We start from the raw sequence: 18806 nt of genomic DNA, 5'->3' as shown, positions 1-18806 counted from the left end.
CTCAGAATCCCCGGCTGTCGAACAATTCGCCGAACCGCAGGCGCACATGCTTGATCTGTTCCCCGCCCAACTCGAAGGTATCGAAGGTGCCGATGTAATCCTCGACCTTGTTGTCGCCGATGCCGGTGGTGGCGCCCACGTGAACCACGCCGGGGCTTTCTGGCGTCAGACCCGCCCACTTCGCCGCCCGTGTGGTGAGGATGGAGGTGTAGGCGCCTGTGTCCAGGATGGCCCGGACTTCCTCGCCATTCAGTTTCACGGTCAGCCATATCTTGGGGTTTAATTGGCTGGACCGTCCGATCTCCGCCTCTTCATAAGGGTCGCCCCAATAGGCCAGGGCGGTGTTGCCGCAATCCACGGGGTGGAACAGCCCCAGGCGATTATGGGCGACGTCGATGTCCAGATCGAACTTGGACAGGACATTCTCCCCCAGCACGCCGATGATGTCCGGATTGTCCGTCAGGTCGTGATTGCCGAACACGGGGAAATCCAGGTTGTGCGCCGCCCCATCCCCCAGCTTCAGTTCATCCAGGCGGGCCTCATCCACGGTGACGCGGCCGCCCACCCCTTCCATGTAGACGTCCGGTATCCAATGGTGGCGCAGCTTCAGACGGTCGGCCGCCGGCTTGGTGATGGTGCTCACGGCGGCGCCCGTATCCATCATCAGGTAAGCTTTCTGACCGTTCACCGCCGTGTCCAGCAGGGGCATGTTGCCGTCCAGTACCAGGTTCAACGTACCAGTTCTGACCAGCTTGCACTCGGTCTCGGCCGCACCCGCGTGAGGGCCGGCAAAGCCTATTCCCAAGACCACCGCCACCACCCCGGCGGCGATGCGCCACCATCCCATCGGCACCGGTACGCCAGCCGTTCCCCGCGCCCACATGCCCAAGGTCATGTTTCCCCCAAACGCCGAACGTGCCCACGCCCACACCTCTTACGCGAGGATAGTACGGGTGAATTCTTGTGGATATCGGATTCGGCGACGGATGCCCAGGGGGGCCGCATCACGCGGGGGCCCACAGGAAGTCCAGGCCCAGCAGCTTGTCCGGCAGGCTGTGCCGATTTTCGGCGCCGCGTATCCCACAGAGGCCACCGATGCGCAGACGACGGCATGGGTGGTGCCGGTCGGCTTGGCGCCCGGACGGTCGGCGGGCACGCCCAGCCATTCCGGCGCGCGTCGTCAGCGCCCTTGCGTCTCCGCCGACGCCGCCTCGGCCTCCTGGTCGGCGCGGGGCAGGCGGGGGCCCACGACCTGGAAGATGGGGCCGCTGCCGACATAGGCGAAATAGAGCCGGTGCTGGCTGTGGGAGATGAACACCCGGTGGGCGCGCAGGAAGTCCAGGCCCAGCAGCATCTCGGGCGTGTCCCATCCGCCATGGCCGAACATGTTGCCGAAGCGCAGGCGGACGCGGCGGATTTCCTCGTCCCCCAGCTTGAAGCTGTCGAACAGGCCGACATAGTCGTCGACCTCGTCATTGCCGATGCCGCTGGACTTGCCGGCGTGCGTCACGCCCGGGGTCTGCGGCGTCATGCCCACCCGCTCCGCCGCCTGCAGGGTCAGGACCGAGGTCTCGGCGCCGGTGTCCAGGACGGCGCGCACCGGCTGGCCGTTCACCATGACGGTCAACCAGATCGGGGACCCATCCTCCCGCATGCGCTCGATCTTGGTGTAGTCGTACGGAACGCCCCAGTAAGAGGCCAGCGCCGTGTGCTCGCAGTCTTCGGGATGGAAGAGGGTCAGGCGGTTGTGGGCGATGTCGATGTCCAGGTCGAAGTTCGACAGGAAGCGTTCGCCCAGCACGCCGACGACATCCGGCCCGTCGCCGATGTCATGGTTGCTCAAGACGGGCATCTCGACGCGGTGGACCAGCCAGTTGCCCAGCGTCATGTCGTCGATCTGGCTGGAATACATGGCGACATGGCCGCCCACGCCCTCCGCGTGGAGGCCCGGTTCCCACCCATGGCGCAGTTTCAGCCGCTCGGCGGCCGGCCTGGTGATGAAGTTGGTGTCGGACCCGGTGTCCAACAGCATGTGCACCTGCTGGCCGTTGATGCCCACGTCGATCAGGGGCATGTTGCGGTCCATGGTGATGGGCAGGGCGCTCAGCGGCTGCGGTCGGCATTTCGACTTCTCGGCCGCGGCGGGCGTGGCCGCGAGGCCCAGGCACAACAGGCCGCCGGCCTTGATCACCATGACAAGCCGACGCCACGTCCCCGTCGGTCCGACAGCCGGACCCACGTTCCCCATTCCCCAGACCATGCGTTCCCCCGTGCCGGCGCCTGCGGTCGCGCCTTGTTCCCGCATCAGGATAATACGGCGCGGGCGGGCCGGCACGGGGGATTATTTGCAGAGGCTTGCGGGCGTTCAGTCCTTGGCCGGGAACATCTGGGCCGTGACCTCGGCCATTTCCTCCGCCGAGGGTTTGCGGCGGGGGCTGGACATCGACCAATCCTGGCCGAAGGGGTCGGTCAGCTTGCCGTAGCGGTCGCCCCAGAACTGGTCGGCCAGGGGCATGGCGATGGTGGCGCCGGCGGCCACGGCCCTCTCCCAGGCGGCGTCCACGTCGGCCACGGTGATGTGCAGGGTGATGGAGCAGATGCCCACGGCCTTGGGCGCGCGGCTGCGGCCGCCGGCGAACTCCGGAAAGTCGTCGTTCAGCATCAGCACGCCACCGTCGGGAAAGACCAGGCTGGCGTGCAGCACCCGTCCGTCCGGCGTCAGGTGGCGGCTGGCCTCGGTGGCGCCGAAGGCCCGGGTATAGAAGTCGATGGCGGCGGCGGCGTTGTCGACCGTCAGATGGGGCAGGGGATGGCGGGGGGTGGGCTCGGTCATGGCTGGTCTCTCCCTGTTTGTCATGGCCGGTACCGTGGCGTTCGCCGCCCCCGTCCGGCTGCCCGCATCCTACACGCTTGGGATGACGTTTACGCGGTCGTCCGGCACGCCTCAGGACACCCCGCCCAGGGCCCGCAGCAGCACGGTGGCGATAACCACCATGGCGGCGCCGCCGATGCGGGTGGAGATCTGGGCGAAGGGCATCAGGCCCATGCGGTCGGACGCCGACAGGATGGCGACGTCGCCCGTGCCGCCCAGGCCGCTGTGGCAGGCGGTGACGATGGCGGCCTCCACCGCGTACATGCGCATCCGGTGGCCGATGAAGAAGCCGGCGGCTATCATGGCGGCCACGGTGGCGGTGCAGATGGCGACGTACCCCATGGTGAATGACCCCACCAGCTGCGGCCACGACACCAGCAGGGCGCCCATGGCCACCAGGATGGCGAAGGTCAGGTTGGTCGACATGAAACGGTTGATCTGATAGGCGCCCAGCTCCATTTCCGCCGGCAGGACGCGGGCCAGCTTCAAAAGGGCGGAGCCGACGATCATCAGGATGGGGGCGGGGATGCCGGTCACGGGCGCCAGCTGGGTGCCCAGGATGAACAACCCGCACGCCAGCAGCAGGCCGGCACCCATCAGGCGCAGCTCGATGGGCCGGTCGGGCGCGCGCTCCGCCAGCAGGTCCTGGTCGGCGCCGGAGCGCACCAGCATGCCCTTGCCGTTGTAGTGGGGGTTGCGTTGGCCGAAGCGGTTCAGCAAGCCGCAGCCGATGATGGCCGCGACATTGCCCAGCAGGGCCGCCGGCACCATCATGCCCATCAGGTCCGCCTGGGGCCGGCCCAGGATCTCGGCATAGCCCGCCGAGAGCGGCAGCACGCCCTCGCCCAGGCCACCGCCCAGGATGGGCACCAGGATGAAGAAGAAGGTGTGGGCGGGGCCATAGCCGAACAGCAGCCCCACACAGATGCCGATCGCAAGGGCCGCCAGCGTGCCGCCCAGCAGGGGCGCGAACATGCGCAGGAAACCCTGGACCAGCACGCGGTGCGGCATGCCCAGGATGCTGCCCGCCACCAGGCAGGCGATGTAGAAATATTGGAAGTTGGCGGTCTTGAAGGTGGTGGTCACCGCCTTGACCATGGCCGGGTCGGCGACGCCGTTGCCCACCAGGGCCGCCGGCACGAACAGGCACAGGATGGCGGTGCCGCCGATATGGCGCAGCACCGGCAGCCGCCCGCCCAGTTCCCCCAGCAGGAAGCCGGTCAACATCAGGACGGACAAGCCGCCGATGACGTCGTTGGGCAGGCGCCCGGACACGGCGGCCAGGATGGTGACGGCGCACAGCGCCAGGTAGACGGCCAGGGGCAGGGGCCCGATGCGGATGGTGCGGATGGTGGCCAGGCGCCCCAGGGCCAATCGTGTTCCACGGGGTGTCTCAGGCGACACGGCTGGAATCTCGGTCACGGGCGTTTCCTCCCAATGTTGTTTTGTCTTGGCAAAGCGGGACCGTCGCCGCGGCCCGGCAGAGGGGTGCAAGCAAGGGGCGCGGGCGGCGAAACGGGCTAAGGGTCAGCGGTCAACGGGTCAGTAGAACCAGGGGCTGGCCTGGCGGTGTCCGACTTCGAAGGCGCGAATGGCGGCGGCGTGGCGGGCCAGGGTGGCGCTGACGCCGTCCAACCCCTGGACCAGGGCGTCGCGGCGCAGGGCATCGATGGCGAAGGGGATGGTGCGGCCGTCGGCGTCCACCGTTATCACCTGCCCCGGCAGATCGATGGTCAGCCCGTTGGCGTCAGGCCGGCTGATCCGGGCCATCAGATCATCGACGATGTCGACGGGCAGGGTCACGGTCAGGATGCCGTTGCGCTGGCAGTTGTCGTTGAAGATGCCGGCGAAGCTGGTGCCGATCAGGGCGCGGATGCCCAGCTGCGCCAGGCCCCACACGGCATGCTCGCGCGAGGAGCCGCAGCCGAAATTCGGCCCCACCACCAGGAAGCGGGCGCCCTGCCAGCCGGGACGGTTCAGGATGAAGTCGGGGCGCGGCTGGCCGTCGGCGCCGAAACGCAGGTCGTAAAACACGCCCCGGTCCAGGCCCTTGCGGTCCACGCCCTTCAGGAACTGCTTGGGCATGATGACATCGGTGTCGACGTTGGGCTGGGGCAGGGGGGCGGCGGGGCCGGTGACGCGGGTGAAGGGCTGCATCAGGCGACCTCCTCCAGGGTGGGGAACGCCCGCACGTCGGCCAAGTGGCCGGCGATGGCGGCGGCGGCCACCATGGCGGGGCTCATCAGATGGGTGCGGGCGCCTTTACCCTGGCGGCCCTCGAAATTGCGGTTGGTGCTGGAGGCGCAGCGGTCGCCCGGCCGCAGCACGTCGTCGTTCATGGCCAGGCACATGGAACAGCCGGACTGCCGCCATTCGAAGCCGGCCTCGATGAACACCCGGTCCAACCCCTCACGCTCCGCCTGCGCCCGCACCTGGGTAGACCCCGGCACGATGATGGCGCGCACGCCCGCCGCCACCCGCCGGCCGCGCAGGATGCGGGCGGCGTCGCGCAGATCCTCGATACGGGCGTTGGTGCAGGACCCGATGAAGGCATGGCTGATGGCGATGCCGTCCAGCGCCGCACCGGGCGCCAGGCCCATATAGTCCAGCGCGCGGGAAAGGGCTGCGCGGCGGCCGGGCTCCATCTCCGCCTCCGGCGCCGGAACCTGGGCGGTGATGACGGCCGCCTGGTCGGGGCTGGTGCCCCAGGTCACCATGGGGGCCACGTCCTCCGCCATCAGGTGGACCTCGCGGTCGAAGATGGCGCCCTCGTCGGTTCTCAGGGACAGCCAGGCCTGCGCCGCCCGGTCCCACATCGGGCCCGTCGGCGCGCGGGGCCGGCCGTGGATATAGGCCAGCACCTTTTCATCCGCCGCGATGACGGCGCCGCGGGCGCCCGCCTCCACAATCATGGTGCAGACGGTCATGCGGCCCTCCACGCCCATGGCGTCGATGGTGGGGCCGGCGAACTCCACGGCATAGCCGGTGGCGCCATCGGCGCCGATGCGGCGGATGACCTCCATCACCAGGTCCTTGGGCGTCACGCCGGGGGCCAGCACCCCGTCCACCAGGACGCGCAGGGTCTTCAGCCGGCGGTACACCAGGGTCTGGGTCGCCAGGTAATGCTCGATGTCCGAGGTGCCGATGCCGAAGCCCAGGGCGCCCAGGGCGCCATAGGCCGTGGTGTGACTGTCGCCGGCCGCCACCACCATGCCCGGCATGACCAGCCCCTGCTCCGGCGCCACCACATGCTCGATGCCCTGGCGCGGGTCCAGGATGTCGAACAGCTCGATGCCGAAATCCCGGGCGTTCTCGCGGAAATAGGCGATCTGCGCGGCGGCTTGCCTGTCCGCCACCTCCAGGGTGCGGTGGCTGGCGGTGGGGTTCACGTGGTCCACCACCATCAACGCGGCGGACGGGTTCCACACCGGCCGCCCCGCCTCACGCAGGCCGCTGAAGGCCTGGGGGCTGGTGTACTCGTTCAGGATGGTGCGATCGACGTACAGCAGCAGCTGGCCATCATCGTCCAGCGGGCAGACGGTATGGGCGTCGATGATCTTGTCGTACAGCGTGCGCGGCATATGCGGCTTCTCCCTATGGAAACCACTATGGAAGCCGCCCCGGCCTTCGCCCAATGCCGTGTGGTTATAAACTTATGCGGCGGCACACCCGGCCACATGCGTCCAGAACTTTTCCGCCACGGCGGATTGCCGCGCGCGCGACCGGTAGAGGTGGATTTCCATGGGGATGTCCCAGCTGTCGTCGCCCGCGCGCACCAGTTCCCCCCGCTCCAGATGTTCCGCCACCAAGCTCAACGGCGACCAGCCCAGGCCGCGTCCGTCCAGCGCCATGGTGACCAGCAGCTTGGCCAGATGCGAGGTGAAGGTGGGCTTCAGGTGCGTAGCGGGCAGGGCCGTCTCCAGCGCCGCCGCCACGATGCGGCCCATGCCGGATTCCGGGCGATAGGCGACATAGGCCACGGGCGCGTCGGTATGGCCCGGCAGGGTGTGCAGCGGCCGCCCCGCCGCGTCCGGCGCGCTGACCGGCACCAGCACGTCGTCACCGATGTGGACGGAGCGGAACTGGCCGGGCGCCAGCAGGGTGCTGGCCGCCGGATAATGGTGGCACAGCAGGAACTGCGACTGGCCCTGGATCATCATGCGTTCGCAGATCTCCATATGGTTGGCCACCATCTGGACGTTGATGTTGAAGGGCAGCGTCGCCTCCACCCGGCGCAGCCAGGCGGGGAAGAAGGTCAGCGACAGGGCGTTGGTGGCGGCGAAGCGCAGCAGCTCGGTATGGCCCTGCGCCACCTCCCGCGCCTCATCCCGGCCGCTGGCCAGGCGGCGCAGCGTCTCCTCCGCCGTCACCTGGAAGGACTCGCCCGCGGCGGTCAGCTCCACCGAGTGGGTGGTGCGGTGGAACAGGGGCGTGCCCACCCAATCCTCCAGCGCGCGGATGCGCCGGCTCAGCGCCGGCTGGGTGATGTTGCGGTTCTCCGCCGCGCGGGAAAAGCCGCCATGCGCCACCACCGCCAGGAAATCCTCCAGCCACGCGACTTCCATGTCCCATCCCGCCTTTAACCGACAAAGCGCTCCAGCCGGCCTGCGTCCCGCACCTCGATGCCGCCATAGCCCCGGCGCACCAGGCCCGCCCGCTCCAGCCGCCCTAGCGCCCGGTTGGCGGTCTGGCGGCTCAGGCCCAGCATGCCGGCCAGATCCTCCTGCGACAACGGCAGAAGCATCGGCCCGCTTCCCGCCTCCTCCAGCCGGCACAGCAGGGCCAGCAGGCGGGCGGTGCGCTGGGGCGTGGGCAGGGCCAGCACCTCCCCCAGGTAATGCGTGGCCTGACGCAGGTGGCGGCTGAGGATGCCGGCGAAATTGGCCCAACGGCGGGGATCGGCCCCGACGATCTGCGCGAAGGCCTGGGCCGTCAGGTGCAGCACCACGCTTTCCCCCGCGCCACCGCCGTCTGCCCCCGGGGCAGGCCGTCGACCATGGAGACCTCGCCGAACCAATGCCCCGGCCCGGCATGCAGGATCACCACCTCCCGCCCGTCCTCCTGCACCGTGGCCAGGCGCATGCGGCCCGTGACCAGGGCGTACAGCCCATCCGGCGCGTCGCCACCGCGATAGACCGCCTGGCCGTCGGGGTAAATGCGCAGGCGTCCCCGCGCCAGGATCTCGGCGCGCAGATCCGCCGGCTGCTCCGCCAGCCACCCCCGCGTCTCCAGCACCTGGGCCGCCGCGTGCTTGTCCACCTTCGCATCCCCCAAACGGTTCGGCTCAGATTGTCAAATTCGCGACATTCTGGGAAGCCGTCCGGGCGTAGGCTGTCGCTATCACAAAAACACCGGGAGGACCCCATGTTCGATACCGCGCCCACGCTGGCCCCCGCCGACCAGCCGCCTTTGCGTGACCGCGTCTCGGCCGAGGAATGGCGGTCGCGCGTCGATCTGGCCGCGGCCTACCGGCTGGTGGCCCTGTTCGGTTGGGACGATCTGGTGTTCACCCACATTTCGGCCCGGGTGCCGGGGCCGGAGCACCATTTCCTCATCAATCCCTACGGCATGCTGTTCGAAGAGATCACGGCCAGCAGCCTGGTGAAGGTCGACATGGACGGCAAGGTGGTGCTGGACACCGGCTTCCCTGTCAATCCGGCGGGCTTCACCATTCATTCCGCCGTGCACCAGGTGCGCGAGGACGCGGGTTGCGTGCTTCACCTGCACACCGCCGATGGCACGGCGGTCTCCACCCTGGAGGAAGGGCTGCTACCCCTGAACCAGACGGCGCAGCTGGTGATCGACGACCTGGCCTATCACGATTACGAAGGCGTGGCGTTCGAGCATGACGAGCGCCCGCGCCTGCAGCGTGACCTGGGCACCAAGAACACCATGCTGTTGCGCAACCACGGCACCCTGACGGTGGGCCGCACGGTGGCGGAGGCGTTCACCCGCATGTATTTCCTGGAACGGTCCTGCACCATGCAGGTGCGCACGCTCACCATGGGCCGGCCGCTCTACCCCGCCGCCCATGAAGCCATCGAGCGTAATATCCACATCAGCCGCATGGGCGTGTCCCAGGCCGCCAACCTGCTGGTCTGGCCGGCCCTGCTGCGCCGGCTGGGCCGCCAGATGCCGGGGTTTCAGGACTGAGGACGGAGTCGGGCGAGGGGGCCGACGTCCTCGCCCATCCTCTATCAATACCCCTCATTCACCCAGTGTTGCGTCGACTTCTTGGGCCGCTTGTAGCCGTTGTCCGGCTGGCGCGGGGGCAGGGGCAGTTCCACCGGGCTCAGATCCTTGTAGGGAATCTGGTGCAGCAGGTGGGCGATGCAGTTCAGGCGCGCCTTCTTTTTGTTGTCGGCGTCGACGATGTACCAGGGCGCGTGGGCATGGTCGGTGTGGGCCAGCATCACGTCCTTGGCCTTGGAATATTCCACCCAGCGGCCGCGCGACTCCAAATCCATGGGTGACAGCTTCCAACGCTTCATGGGGTTGTGCATGCGCTCCACGAAGCGCTTCTCCTGCTCCTCATCGCTGACCGAGAACCAGTACTTGATCAGGATGACGCCGGACTTCACCAGCATCTCCTCGAACAGGGGGCAGGCGCGCAGGAACTCCTGGTACTCATCCTCGGTGCAGAAGCCCATGACCTTCTCGACACCGGCACGGTTGTACCAGCTGCGGTCGAACAGGATCATCTCGCCTTGGCCGGGCAGATGCTGGACATAGCGCTGGAAGTACCACTGGCCCTTCTCCCGCTCCGTGGGCGTGCCCAGGGCCACCACGCGGCAGATGCGGGGGTTCAGGCTTTCGGTGATGCGCTTGATCACCCCGCCCTTGCCGGCGGCGTCGCGCCCCTCGAACAGCACCACCACCTTCAGGCCCTGGATGCGCACCCATTCCTGCAGCTTCAGCAGCTCGAACTGCAGGCGCGCCAGCTCTTCCACGTACTTGTAGTGCTTGGGCGGCCGGCCCGGCTTGCCCGGGCCCAGGATGTTCCAGCGGTCCTCGATGCGCTTGTGTTCCTTGGCGTTGCGCAGGATTTCGCCGTCCAGCGGCGGGGCCGGGCTGATGTCCGCCAGCTCTTCCGGCGCGGGCTCCCCCGCCTCGCCGCCGGGGGCGGCGCCGTTCGTGTGCTGCGTGTTCTGGTTCGCGTGCTTCTTGGACTTGCCGGCCATGGCGTGTCAGGCCTCCCAGTAATGTGTGCGGGTGAACCGTTGTGGTTCCTTGCCAAGCACCTTGTTCCTGAATGGGGCGCCCCATCCTTGCGCCATGTCAATGCCACAGCACTTATGAAACTTGCATAATGATAGCTTCAGGGGCAGGATCGGCGCGGTGCGGTATCCGATGTGAAGAGGACGGCGATGACGGCCCCGGAAGAGAAGCAGGTGGGTGAGGCGGAGCGCATGGCGGCGCTGGCCCGCATGGACGGGCTGGATTTCTTGCGCGCCATGATGGCGGGCGACCTGCCGCCGCCGCCCATCTCCCACACCTTGGGCTTCACGCTCAGCCATGCCGAACAGGGCTACGCCGTCTTCACCGGCACGCCGGCCCACGCCTACTACAATCCCATCGGCTCGGTCCACGGCGGCTGGATCGCCACCCTGCTGGACAGCTGCATGGCCTGTGCCGTGCAGACCACGCTGACCGGCGGGCGCGGCTACACCACGCTGGAACTGAAGATCAACTACATCCGCGCGGTGACGGAGGCGACGGGCCCTGTGCGGGCCGAGGGCCGCGTCATCCACAGCGGCGGCCGCACCGCCACCTCCGAAGGCCGCCTGATCGACGCCGAGGGCCGGCTGCTGGCCCACGGCACCACCACCTGCCTGGTGTTCGACCCCCGGCCGCCCAAGGCTTGAAGGCTTAATCGCCAGGCGGACGTGTTCCCAGCCGCAGGTAGCTGCCGGGCAGGAAGCGGACGCGCAACGGGATGCGGGCGTCGGCGATGAACTCGTCGCTGACGTCCTTGCCGGTGCCGTAATTGATCTGCATGTCCGGGCGCTTGGGCACGCCCACCACGGCGATGATGCGGCTGCCCGGCGCCAGCAGGCGGGCCGTCACCGTCTGGCTTTGAAATTCCAGCACCGTCCGGCCCCCCGGTGTCAGCAAGTGGCGCCTCGTGCGGTTCGCCATATAGCTCGCCCGGCCCAGATATGAGGCCAGCGGCAGGGTGCGCCCGTCCGCGCGCTGCTCATAGAAATCCACGGCAAGGTCGAGGTCGCGCTTGTTGGCGCGCAGGACAAGGCGGCCCTGGAACAGGCCATCCACCTCGGTGGCGGCGGACAGCGGCGCCGTGGTGAAAACCAGGGCGTTGCGCGTGTCCGGGCCATCCGCCGGGGGCTGGTACGCCACGTCGCCGCGATCGGCGAAATCGACCGTCAGTTCCGGCCCCGCCTGTCCCTCCGCCGGCGGGCTTCGGCTGAAGCGGAAATGGCCGCCCTCCCGGCGGCTGGTCAGATAAAGCCGCAGGGACCGTGTGGCCATCCGCGACAGGCTGGCGACGTGCCGCCACCGGTTCGCACCCATCACCTGGAAATTGATGCGGTCGCTCAGCACCTCCGGCAGGGGGGTGCCGTGAAAGACGTGATCGAACCATCGCAGGCGTATGGCCTGCAGGTCGACGCGGGCGGCGGGATCGATGGTGTAGCCGTCGATGACCGGCAGGACGCCGGCCTGCATGGCGGTGTGGTGATAAGGGCCGACCAGCAGCCGATGGTCGGCCGTGGGGCGATGGCGGTAGTGCTGTTCAAGGTAATACAGCGCCCCGACCATGCCACCGTCGTAATAGCCGGTCTCCACGAACACGGGGATGTCCACGTCGGCGAACTCCGGCCCATAGGGCAGCAGGCGTTGCCAGTAGGCGTCATAGGCGGGGTGGTCCAGCCAGGCGTCGAACACCGGGTTGGACGTGCCATCGATCTTGTCCAGGTCGCGATAAGGCCGGCCGCTGGCGTACCACCGGCGCTCCAGCCCCTGCCACCGGGCGGGATCGTCATAGGTCCGGTCGTCCAGGCCCTTGAGGTCGGTGGTGTAGAGCGGCCATGGGTAGACGAAGCTCTGGAACACGTTGCCCCGCATGGGCGTGTCGATGCCGGGCGCGTTGCTGGCGTTGGTGGCGATGGCCTTCAGCGCCGGCGGGTGGTGTTTCGCCGCCGCCCATTGGGTGGAGGCGTTGTAGCTGCCGCTGAACATGCCGACGCGGCCGTCGCTCCAGTCCTGCCGTGCCAGCCAGCCGATCACAGTGGCGGCGTCCGCGCCGTCATGGATGTAAGGCACGGCGGATCCAGGGCCGCGTCCCTTGCCCCGGGTGTATGCGACGGCACCGGCATAGCCGTACGCCGCCATTTTCACCGCGTCGGCGAGGCTCCAGTCATCCCGGGCGTAGATGGTGAAGTTGAGCAGCGCCACCAGCTTGTCGCCGGTCACGGTGCGGGGGCGCACAACGATCAGCGCGATCTGGGCGCTGTCAGGCGTGGGCACCAGCAGTTGGTCGTCGATGATGAACCGCCGCTCCGCATCGGCGCGCACCAGGCGCGGGGCCAGCGCCGCCATCGCTTCCCAGGCGGTCAACGCCTCCCGAGCGGCGACCGCCTGGTCCCCGGTGGGGCAGGTCGCCAGGGGGGTGCCGCCGCAGGCGGCGGCCGTGCGGTCGGCCTCGGCGCGCAGCCGGCCGAAGTTTACGGTCCACCACGGCAGGACGTCGGCCATGCGGCGGTCAGGCAGGCTGGCGTACAGCTCGGTGAAGGCCTGGGTGAAGGCGGCGGGAAAGGCGGCCTGCGGATCGTCGTACGCCTGGGCGTACAGGCGGGCGCGGGCATAGACGCGCCAGGGAAGCAGGCCATTGGCGCGGCCGGGTTCCGTCCGGTCGTACAGCGCCTGCAACCTGTCCAGTGTCGCCTCCCCGTCCGTGTAGCGGTTGGCGGCGAGTTGCAGGCGGTAGAGCGTGGTCAGGTCGGCGGCGGAGGTTGCGGCGTGGCCGGCGATCAGCGTTTCCGCGTCGGCCAAGGCGGTGGCCTGACCAGCGGTGGCTGGGGTCACGGGCAGAATGAAGGCGAGGCTGAGGGCCATCGCCAGGCGGCGTGGGAAGAGGGGCATTCGGCGTCTCCATTCGTCCGAGCGATAGACGCGGGCCGAACGGGGGCGCTGGAAATTCGGTGAAAGGCTGCCGGCGTGCGGTGAACGGCACCGGGCTGTCGGCCAAATGATCGTCAGATGATACGATCCCGCAGCAGCTTGGTGCCGGCGCGGCTGGCGGGCACGATGTGGCCTGTGCTCAGATGCAGCAGCATGCGGCCGCCGCCGGCGGGCTCCATCCTTTCCACGCAGTCCAGATTGACGATCCAGGAGCGATGGACCCGGGCGAAACGTGCCGGGTCCAGGTTGCGCTCGAACTCCGCCAGCGTCATGCGCACCAGGTGCTTGGCCGTGGCGGTGGTCACCTCCACATAGTCGTCCGCCCCGCCGATGCACGCCACGCCGCCGAGGTCGAGGGGACGTATGTCCTCCCCATCTCGAACGAAGATGCGCGCGGGTTCCGGCGCGGGTGCGGGGCTGGTGGGTGGTGGGGCATGGGCTGCCGGTTGTTCCACTGGGGCCACGGGCGGGATCACAGGCGGGACCATGGGCGCCGGTCGGGTGAAGCGGGCATAGGTCAGCGCCGCGAGGACGGCGTAGGTGGTCACGTCCTCCAGACCCTGCCAGACCATGCCGGCGCCGGAAAAGGAACGGACGGAGAAATCGGTCGGTGACAGGCCGTCAGCCATGCCCAGCAGCACGACCAGCAGCCACAGGGACAGCAGGGAAAAGGCGGCGCACAAGGCGATGTGGCCCACGGCCTGGAAAAGCGGCGGCCGGCCCAGCAGCCGCTTGACGATGACGTCCCGGGCCAAGGCTCCAAAGATGACCACGGGTATCGTATTGGCGGCGGCGCCGATGACGGACGCGCCCAGGCCCGCACCGTGCGCCTGCCACAGGGTCACGGTGTAGGCCAGGAATACCAGGCCGATCGCCAGAAGGTCGGGGCCGTGCCGGGTCCAGGCTGGTTTGGCGGCGGTGAGGGCGGCGTGTGCGCCCGTGCCCGGAAATGCGATCATGCGGGGTCCAGGGACTGGTTCCATCAACAGGGAGATGGTACCTCAAACCCGGGCGCCGCGCGCCTGATGGCCGGGTCCCGCGTGCCCGTTCGCCGCCGGCTCCTTGCCCGGGCTGTTGGCCGGCACCGGCTCCACGACACCCTCGGCCCGCCGGTCCAGGTCCTCCACGATCCGCCGGTGCAGGGCTCCGTCCAGGGGGTAGCCCGCCATCAGCGCCAGGGTGGTGACGAACAGCCCGCAGGGCAACAGCGACATCAGTTGGCGCAGGCCGCTCAGCGTTTCCGCCGACTGGGTGGCGTTGGGCACGAAGCCGATGGCGGACAACAGCCAGCCCAGCAGCGCGCCGGCCAGGCCCAGCGCCACCTTCTGCGCCAGCGAGGCCACGCCGAATATCTTGGCCTCGTCCCGGCGGCCGAAGCGCCATTCGTTGTAGTCGACCAGGTCGGGCAGCATGGCCCAGAAGCCCACGGCGTGGACGGTGCAGCCCACGAACAGGGCGGCGATGGCCGCCACCGCCAGGGCCGGCTGGGTGCTGGGCACCATCAGGAAGGCCAGCGACGCCAGGGCCGCCAGGCCCGTGCCCAGCTGCCACGACACCTTTTTGCTGCGGCGGCGCGATAGCCACACCCAGAAGGGCACGCTGATGGCGCTGGCGGCGGAGAAGGCGGGCATGGCGTAGGCGGCCAGGTCCATGTCGCCCACGTCGTATTTGAAGAAATAGACCAGGTTGCGGAACTGCAGGGCGCCCGCCACCTGGATGAGGCCGATGGACACCAGCAGGCGCATCAGCGGGCCGGAGCGGCCCAGCGTGCGCAGGAATCCGATGACATCGCTGTCAAGGGTGGAGCGTGAGGCCGGCGTCAGGGCCGGCCACGGATCTTCCTTCACCACGGCGGCGCATAGCCAGAACAGGGCGACGGACAGGGCGCCCACCACCAGGCCGCTGACGCTGTAGCCCAAACCGCCATAGGCGCCGCCATGTCCGCCCGTCGCCATGCGGTCGACGCGGGCGGCCAGGGCCGGCAGCAGGAAGGACACGGTGATGCCGCCGATGAAGGCGCAGGTCATGCGATAGCCGGTCAGGCTGGACCGTTCCTCCGCGTCCTGGGTGATGCGGGCGGACAGCGAGGCATAGGGGATGGAGACGATGGTGTAGACGCCCCGCCACGCCATGTGGCTGAGGATGGCGTAGGCGATCAGGCCGCCCTGACCGAAGCCGGGTGCGGTGAAGCAGGCGGCCATGACGGCGCCCAGCGGCACGCCGCCCCACAGGATGAAGGGGCGGTAGCGACCCAGGCGCGTGCTGGTGCGGTCGGCCCACACGCCCATCAGGGGATTGGCCAGGCCGTCGGCGATGGCGGCCACCAGGAAACCCACGCCCACCCACACCGGGGGCACGCCCTGCACATCCGTCTGGAAATAGGCCAGGAACAGGGTCATCGCCTGCCAGTGCAGGTTCAGGCCCAAGTCACCGATGGCGTAGCCCAGCTTGGTCTTCAAGGCGACAGGCGCCTGTCCATAAGCCATCTTCCCCCCGGGGAATTTTTGTCTTGGGGCCAGGAGTGCGTCGGCGGGAATGACAGCGGTGCCATCATCCCGTTTCCGCCCCCGGGCCGCTTCCAGAAAACAACATCCTGTGGCGGTCGCGCCAGCGTACCTTTCGGCCAGGGGCGGTCAAATGATGGACGGGCGCGCTTTTTTGCGCCATCGATGCAGGATTGCCGCAGCCGGGCGCCTCGGGTGATTGTAGGCCCGCGCCGGCGCCCATGAGGGGGAAAGCGGCGCTGACATAGGGATGGGGAGTGGACATATGGCGGGGCCTGACCGCAAGCCGACGATCATCGATGTGGCGCGCCTGGCGGGGGCGTCCATCAAGACGGTGTCGCGGGTCATCAACAAGGAACGCTATGTCAGCCCCGACATGCAGGAGCGCATCGAGAAGGCGGTGGCCGAACTGGGCTACCAGCCCAACATGATGGCCCGCAGCCTGGCCAGCGAACGCTCGAACCTCATCGGCCATCTCTACGGCGACGCCGGCGGCCCCTATACCCTGGAAATCCAGGTGGGCCTGCTGAACCGCTGTCGCGCCCACGGCTATCACCTGATGATCGAGGAAATCGACTATCGCAGCCCCAACGTGGAGCAGCGGGCCAGCGCCATCGTCAATCAGATGCGGCTGGACGGCGTGGTGCTGACGGCACCCGTAACCGACAACCCCATCGTGCTGCGCATCCTGGAAGAGGCGGGCGTGCCCTATGTCCGCGTCACGCCGCAGCAGGAATTGGAAACCTCGCCTTCCGTCCGCATCGATGAACGGCAGGCGGCCTACACCCTGACCCAGCACCTGCTGGCCCTGGGGCACCGGCGCATCGGCTTCATCAAGGGCAAGGCCAACCACACCGCCACCATCCTGCGCTACACCGGCTATTGCGAGGCGCTGACCGACGCCGGCGTGGCGGTGGATCCGGTGCTGGTGGAGCAGGGGGAATTCACCTATGCCTCGGCCGTGGCCTGCGCCCGCCGCCTGCTGGACCAGCCGCACCGTCCCACCGCCATCTTCGCCAGCAACGATGAAATGGCCGCCGCCGTGGTGGCGGAGGCGCACAACCGCGGCTTCAGCCTGCCGGCCAATCTGTCGGTGGTGGGCTTCGACGACACGCCGCTGGCCGAGATGATGTGGCCGCCGCTGACCACGGTGCGCCAGCCGGTGCGGGAAATGGCGGAAACGGCGGCCGACATCCTGATCGGCCTGCTGTCGCAGCGGGGCAAGGTCGACTGGCCCAAGCCCGTGCCGCACCAGGTGCTGGCCCACACCATCCTGCTGCGCCAGTCCACCGCCCGCCCGCCGGGCAAGGCCTGATCCCCCGAAGCATGGACCCCTAGCGGCGCCCGCCCACGGCCGGCGCGGCCTGGGGCGGGCGGAAGCCGTTGCGGTAGACCTCCTCCACCAGCTCGCGGTGGGTGGGCAGGCTGGACACGGCCTGGGGGGCCACGGTGCGCAGGCCCCGGAACTCGTGCCGCGCCTCATCCATGCGGCGGTGAAGGGCGCGCGCCGGCTCCAGGTCGGTTTTGAAGCCCATGCCGTACAGGACGTATTGGTAGCTGGCCGGCAGGAAGGTCTCGTGGTCGGCCACGAAGTCGAAGCGTCCGGGCGGCCGATGCGCCCATACGGCCAGGCGGTCGCGCAGGCTCTCCGGTATGGTGGCCGGGTCGGCGTTGTCCCGCCAATAGGCGCTGTCGGTACGGCGGGTGATGCAGTAGTGCAGCTTCAGGAAATCGACGATGCGCTCATACCGCTTGCCCATCAGCGCGTTGTAGGTGCGGGCGGTGGCGGCCATGGACGCGGCCGTCTGGGCGCTGTCCAGGCCCGTTTCCCCCCAGGGGAAGTATTGGGCGATCATGTGGGCCGCCACCTCGATCAGCATGATGCCGGTCAATTCCAGGGGCTCGAAAAAGCCGCCGGACAGGCCCACGGCCACGCAATTGCCCACCCACTGGGCAGCACGGCAACCCGAGTCGAACTTCAGCAGGCGCACCTCCCGCCCCTCTGCCACCGGGCCCAGGTAGCGGCGCAACACTTCCTCCGCCCGGGTGTCGTCGGTGTGGCGGCTGGAATAGACGTAGCCGGTGCCCCGGCGATCGTTCAGGCCGATGTCCCAGGTCCAACCCGCCTCATGCGCCGTGGCCACGGTGTAGGAGGGGATGGGCGCGTCCGGCCGGTCATAGGGCACCTGCAGCGCCACCGCCCGGTCGTTGAACAGCACGTCCTGATAGGACTTGAAGGGCACCTTCAGGGCCCGGCCGATGATCTCCGCCCTGAAGCCGCTGCAGTCGACGTAGAGGTCGGCGCTCAGGCTGCCGTGCTCGCGCGTGTCCACCCGCGCCACGGCACCACTGCCGTCCAGCACCACGTTGGTGACGGTGCCCACCCGGTGGCGCACGCCCAGCTCGATGGCCACGGTGCGCAGCAGCGCGGCCAGGCGGTTGGCGTCGAAGTGATAGGCGTAGTTCAGGGGCGCCGCATAGGGCGGGTCGATGGCCCGCTTGGGTCCCCGTGACGCGTCCGCCACCGCCTTCTGGAGGGTCACGGCCTGCGCGAAGGGCAGATCCCCGGCCTCGCCCAACAGCCAGTAAGGCAGCAGCTCCGGCCCGTTACCAACATGCGGGAAGTTGAAGGGATGGAAATAATGGGTGTGGCCGGGCACGGCGCCCAGGGCCTGGATGGGGCTGGCGTCGGGGGCCGGCGTTTCCGCCCAATCCACGAAATGGACGCCTTGCTTGAACGTGGCGGTGCTTTCCCGCAGGAAGCGCGCCTCATCGATGCCGATGGCGGCCAGGGTGGAGCGGATGGTGGGGAAGGTGCCCTCGCCCACGCCGATGATGCCGATGTCGCTCGATTCGATCAGGGTGATTTCCGTCCCGCCGGACAAATTGGCGCCCAATGTCTTGGCCAGATAGGCGGCGGTCAGCCAGCCGGCGGTGCCCCCGCCCACGATCAAGATACGGCGCCGGGCGCCCTCCGCTGCGGTCATCACTTCCTCCCTCATGGCCGTCCGTTCCCCTTGCCGGAACGGCGGCGGTTCTTATGTTTCTCAAACTCTTAAGGCGGGACCGTCGCTTCCCGCGTCGGGCCGTCACCCGGTGGTTGACGGCCGATTTGTTGCGCCGCCGCGGGGACTGTCCTGCACATGAGGCCAGAATACCACGGTTCCCGCCATATGACAGCGCTGTGCGACAACGTTGTCATAATTTTGTTGACAGCATTGTCAGCCCCGCTAAACATGCGACCCACAGCGGCGCCGCACCCATCCCGTGTGGGCGGCAGCCGCCGAATA

Annotated in this window: 17 protein-coding genes; 3 read left to right on the top strand and 14 right to left on the bottom strand. The window is 68.6% G+C overall.

Annotated features, from left to right (window positions below; all coding sequences use genetic code 11):
* Nucleotide 1: 1 nt before the first annotated feature.
* From UAA55_RS12440 to UAA55_RS12400, 9 genes are all read right to left on the bottom strand, one after another.
* Complete coding sequence (locus UAA55_RS12440) at nt 2–895, bottom strand: retroviral-like aspartic protease family protein (protein WP_322953098.1); 894 nt, start codon at nt 893–895, stop codon at nt 2–4.
* Between the two features lie 285 nt (nt 896–1180).
* The gene (locus UAA55_RS12435) at nt 1181–2194 is read right to left on the bottom strand and encodes a retroviral-like aspartic protease family protein (protein ID WP_322953097.1); all 1014 of its coding nucleotides are present in this window, start codon (nt 2192–2194) and stop codon (nt 1181–1183) included.
* Nucleotides 2195–2365: 171 nt separating this feature from the next.
* Nucleotides 2366–2833, bottom strand: a complete 468-nt coding sequence (locus UAA55_RS12430; RefSeq protein ID WP_322953095.1) for a VOC family protein — start codon at nt 2831–2833, stop codon at nt 2366–2368.
* 111 nt (nt 2834–2944) lie between these two features.
* A complete protein-coding gene (locus UAA55_RS12425; protein ID WP_322953093.1) occupies nt 2945–4294 on the bottom strand; it encodes a 2-hydroxycarboxylate transporter family protein in 1350 nt (449 codons plus the stop codon).
* Between the two features lie 120 nt (nt 4295–4414).
* A complete protein-coding gene (gene leuD, locus UAA55_RS12420; protein WP_322953092.1) occupies nt 4415–5029 on the bottom strand; it encodes a 3-isopropylmalate dehydratase small subunit in 615 nt (204 codons plus the stop codon).
* Nucleotides 5029–6453: a 3-isopropylmalate dehydratase large subunit gene (gene leuC / locus UAA55_RS12415; protein ID WP_322953091.1), complete on the bottom strand. Its 1425-nt coding sequence runs from the start codon at nt 6451–6453 to the stop codon at nt 5029–5031. The genes leuD and leuC overlap by 1 nt, the downstream gene beginning before the upstream one ends.
* A 72-nt stretch (nt 6454–6525) precedes the next feature.
* Nucleotides 6526–7437: a LysR family transcriptional regulator gene (locus UAA55_RS12410; RefSeq protein WP_322953090.1), complete on the bottom strand. Its 912-nt coding sequence runs from the start codon at nt 7435–7437 to the stop codon at nt 6526–6528.
* A 14-nt stretch (nt 7438–7451) separates the two neighbouring features.
* Complete coding sequence (locus tag UAA55_RS12405; protein ID WP_322953089.1) at nt 7452–7817, bottom strand: Crp/Fnr family transcriptional regulator; 366 nt, start codon at nt 7815–7817, stop codon at nt 7452–7454.
* Nucleotides 7805–8131 carry a Crp/Fnr family transcriptional regulator gene (locus UAA55_RS12400; protein ID WP_322953088.1) on the bottom strand — a complete coding sequence of 109 codons (327 nt, stop codon included), beginning with the start codon at nt 8129–8131 and terminating at the stop codon, nt 7805–7807. Before UAA55_RS12400 ends, UAA55_RS12405 begins: the two co-directional genes overlap by 13 nt.
* 105 nt (nt 8132–8236) lie before the next feature.
* Here UAA55_RS12400 and UAA55_RS12395 point away from each other — a divergent pair, with 105 nt between their 5' ends.
* Nucleotides 8237–9025, top strand: coding sequence for a class II aldolase/adducin family protein (locus UAA55_RS12395; protein ID WP_322953087.1), 789 nt, complete (start codon nt 8237–8239; stop codon nt 9023–9025).
* Nucleotides 9026–9069: 44 nt separating this feature from the next.
* On the opposite strand, the gene ppk2 is transcribed toward UAA55_RS12395, so the two are convergent.
* Nucleotides 9070–10053 (bottom strand): polyphosphate kinase 2, encoded by a 984-nt coding sequence (gene ppk2 / locus UAA55_RS12390; protein WP_322953086.1) that lies wholly within the window; start codon nt 10051–10053, stop codon nt 9070–9072.
* Nucleotides 10054–10239: 186 nt separating this feature from the next.
* Between ppk2 and UAA55_RS12385 the strand changes: the two genes are divergently transcribed.
* The gene (locus tag UAA55_RS12385) at nt 10240–10737 is read left to right on the top strand and encodes a PaaI family thioesterase (RefSeq protein WP_322953085.1); all 498 of its coding nucleotides are present in this window, start codon (nt 10240–10242) and stop codon (nt 10735–10737) included.
* 4 nt (nt 10738–10741) lie between these two features.
* Here the strand turns inward: UAA55_RS12385 and UAA55_RS12380 are convergent, their stop codons facing one another.
* From UAA55_RS12380 to UAA55_RS12370, 3 genes are all read right to left on the bottom strand, one after another.
* Nucleotides 10742–12973: a CocE/NonD family hydrolase gene (locus UAA55_RS12380; RefSeq protein ID WP_322953084.1), complete on the bottom strand. Its 2232-nt coding sequence runs from the start codon at nt 12971–12973 to the stop codon at nt 10742–10744.
* A 113-nt stretch (nt 12974–13086) separates the two neighbouring features.
* Entirely contained in the window at nt 13087–13971 is an 885-nt protein-coding gene (locus UAA55_RS12375) for a LytR/AlgR family response regulator transcription factor (protein ID WP_322953083.1), read from the bottom strand.
* A gap of 42 nt (nt 13972–14013) precedes the next feature.
* Nucleotides 14014–15498, bottom strand: a complete 1485-nt coding sequence (locus UAA55_RS12370) for an MFS transporter (RefSeq protein ID WP_322953081.1) — start codon at nt 15496–15498, stop codon at nt 14014–14016.
* 283 nt (nt 15499–15781) lie between these two features.
* Here UAA55_RS12370 and UAA55_RS12365 point away from each other — a divergent pair, with 283 nt between their 5' ends.
* Nucleotides 15782–16831, top strand: a complete 1050-nt coding sequence (locus UAA55_RS12365; protein WP_322953080.1) for a LacI family DNA-binding transcriptional regulator — start codon at nt 15782–15784, stop codon at nt 16829–16831.
* Between the two features lie 19 nt (nt 16832–16850).
* Here the strand turns inward: UAA55_RS12365 and UAA55_RS12360 are convergent, their stop codons facing one another.
* The gene (locus UAA55_RS12360; protein ID WP_322953079.1) at nt 16851–18503 is read right to left on the bottom strand and encodes a tryptophan halogenase family protein; all 1653 of its coding nucleotides are present in this window, start codon (nt 18501–18503) and stop codon (nt 16851–16853) included.
* Between the last annotated feature and the right edge of the window lie 303 nt (nt 18504–18806).

Source organism: Nitrospirillum guanabarense (assembly GCF_034653355.1).
Classification (GTDB): Bacteria; Pseudomonadota; Alphaproteobacteria; order Azospirillales; family Azospirillaceae; genus Nitrospirillum.
Note: the sequence above shows the minus strand (reverse complement) of the source record. Positions and strands in the feature narration are given on the sequence as shown.

What these genes read in the sequence shown, in the direction of transcription:
- UAA55_RS12375 (WP_322953083.1), bottom strand. Translation starts at nt 13,971, where the DNA reads ATGATCGCATTTCCGGGCACGGGCGCACACGCCGCCCTCACCGCCGCC.
- UAA55_RS12385 (WP_322953085.1), top strand. Translation starts at nt 10,240, where the DNA reads ATGACGGCCCCGGAAGAGAAGCAGGTGGGTGAGGCGGAGCGCATGGCG.
- UAA55_RS12380 (WP_322953084.1), bottom strand. Translation starts at nt 12,973, where the DNA reads ATGCCCCTCTTCCCACGCCGCCTGGCGATGGCCCTCAGCCTCGCCTTC.
- UAA55_RS12360 (WP_322953079.1), bottom strand. Translation starts at nt 18,503, where the DNA reads ATGACCGCAGCGGAGGGCGCCCGGCGCCGTATCTTGATCGTGGGCGGG.
- UAA55_RS12430 (WP_322953095.1), bottom strand. Translation starts at nt 2,833, where the DNA reads ATGACCGAGCCCACCCCCCGCCATCCCCTGCCCCATCTGACGGTCGAC.
- leuD (WP_322953092.1), bottom strand. Translation starts at nt 5,029, where the DNA reads ATGCAGCCCTTCACCCGCGTCACCGGCCCCGCCGCCCCCCTGCCCCAG.
- UAA55_RS12365 (WP_322953080.1), top strand. Translation starts at nt 15,782, where the DNA reads ATGGCGGGGCCTGACCGCAAGCCGACGATCATCGATGTGGCGCGCCTG.
- UAA55_RS12410 (WP_322953090.1), bottom strand. Translation starts at nt 7,437, where the DNA reads ATGGAAGTCGCGTGGCTGGAGGATTTCCTGGCGGTGGTGGCGCATGGC.
- leuC (WP_322953091.1), bottom strand. Translation starts at nt 6,453, where the DNA reads ATGCCGCGCACGCTGTACGACAAGATCATCGACGCCCATACCGTCTGC.
- UAA55_RS12440 (WP_322953098.1), bottom strand. Translation starts at nt 895, where the DNA reads ATGACCTTGGGCATGTGGGCGCGGGGAACGGCTGGCGTACCGGTGCCG.
- UAA55_RS12435 (WP_322953097.1), bottom strand. Translation starts at nt 2,194, where the DNA reads ATGGTGATCAAGGCCGGCGGCCTGTTGTGCCTGGGCCTCGCGGCCACG.
- ppk2 (WP_322953086.1), bottom strand. Translation starts at nt 10,053, where the DNA reads ATGGCCGGCAAGTCCAAGAAGCACGCGAACCAGAACACGCAGCACACG.
- UAA55_RS12395 (WP_322953087.1), top strand. Translation starts at nt 8,237, where the DNA reads ATGTTCGATACCGCGCCCACGCTGGCCCCCGCCGACCAGCCGCCTTTG.
- UAA55_RS12370 (WP_322953081.1), bottom strand. Translation starts at nt 15,498, where the DNA reads ATGGCTTATGGACAGGCGCCTGTCGCCTTGAAGACCAAGCTGGGCTAC.